Origin of the sequence: Saccharothrix coeruleofusca, assembly GCF_014648515.1 — a bacterium.
GTDB classification, from domain to species: Bacteria; Actinomycetota; Actinomycetes; order Mycobacteriales; family Pseudonocardiaceae; genus Actinosynnema; species Actinosynnema coeruleofuscum.
Window position 1 is genome coordinate 746,374 of sequence record NZ_BMRG01000003.1, and the last position, 828, is coordinate 747,201.

Here is an 828-nt window from a genome sequence, read left to right on the forward strand (position 1 = left end):
GTGTTCGCGGCCTGTCGGGCCGCCGGGCTGCGGCTGGTCGCGGCGGACGGGTACGCCGCCGACGACCTGGTGGCCGCCGACCTGCGCGGCGACCTCGCCCGGCCCACGGCGTGGGTGTTCGGCAGCGAGGCGCACGGGCTGCCCGACGAGGTGGTCGACACCCTCGACACGGCGCTGAAGGTGCCGATCTACGGGGCCGCGGAGAGCCTGAACCTGGCCACCGCCGCCGCCGTCTGCCTCTACGCCTCCGCCCGCGCCCACCGCGCCTGACCCCCGCGCCTGCAAGTACTACCCGCCCCCTCCGCGAGGGCCGGTAAGTACCACCCGGCGTCGCGTTCACCCACATCGGGTAGTGGTCAACGGCCTCGGATCGGGGGACGGGTAGTACTTGCAGACGCTTGGGGGTCAGTCGAGGCGGGTGTTGAGGGCGCGGAGCTGGGGGTCGGTGGCGGCGGGCTTGTCCTGGGCGCGCAGGGCTTCGCCCAGCACGGCGGCGGTCTCGCCGACGACCTGCGGCGGGGTGGTGTCGTCCACCAGCTCGGCGGCGCGGCGGGCCTCGGACTCGGCGCCCTCGGCGTCACCGGAGGACAGCAGGTACCGGGCCCCGCGGGTCACCAGGAACGTCCGCCACCGCGTGTCGCCGAGCTGGTCGGCCAGCTCCTCGGCGACCCCGTTGTGCTCCAGCGCCGAGGCGAACTCGCCCGCGTCGCCGTGCAGGTAGGCCCGGATCGCGGCGATCCTGGCGGCCAGCTGGGTCCGGTGCTCGTCCGGCAGCCCGTCCAGCAGCGCCTGCGCGTGCTCCAGCGCGGTGAAGCTCTCGTCCGCCGA

General features: G+C 75.4%; 1 protein-coding gene and 1 pseudogene. One reads left to right on the forward strand and one right to left on the reverse strand.

Annotated elements, in window-relative coordinates; translation table 11 throughout:
- On the forward strand, positions 1–270 hold a 270-nt coding region (locus IEZ00_RS36505; RefSeq protein ID WP_276530103.1), incomplete at its 5' end, for a TrmH family RNA methyltransferase.
- A gap of 135 nt (positions 271–405) precedes the next feature.
- Here IEZ00_RS36505 and IEZ00_RS36510 read toward each other — a convergent pair.
- Positions 406–828: pseudogene (locus IEZ00_RS36510) on the reverse strand (hypothetical protein); the annotation flags it as partial.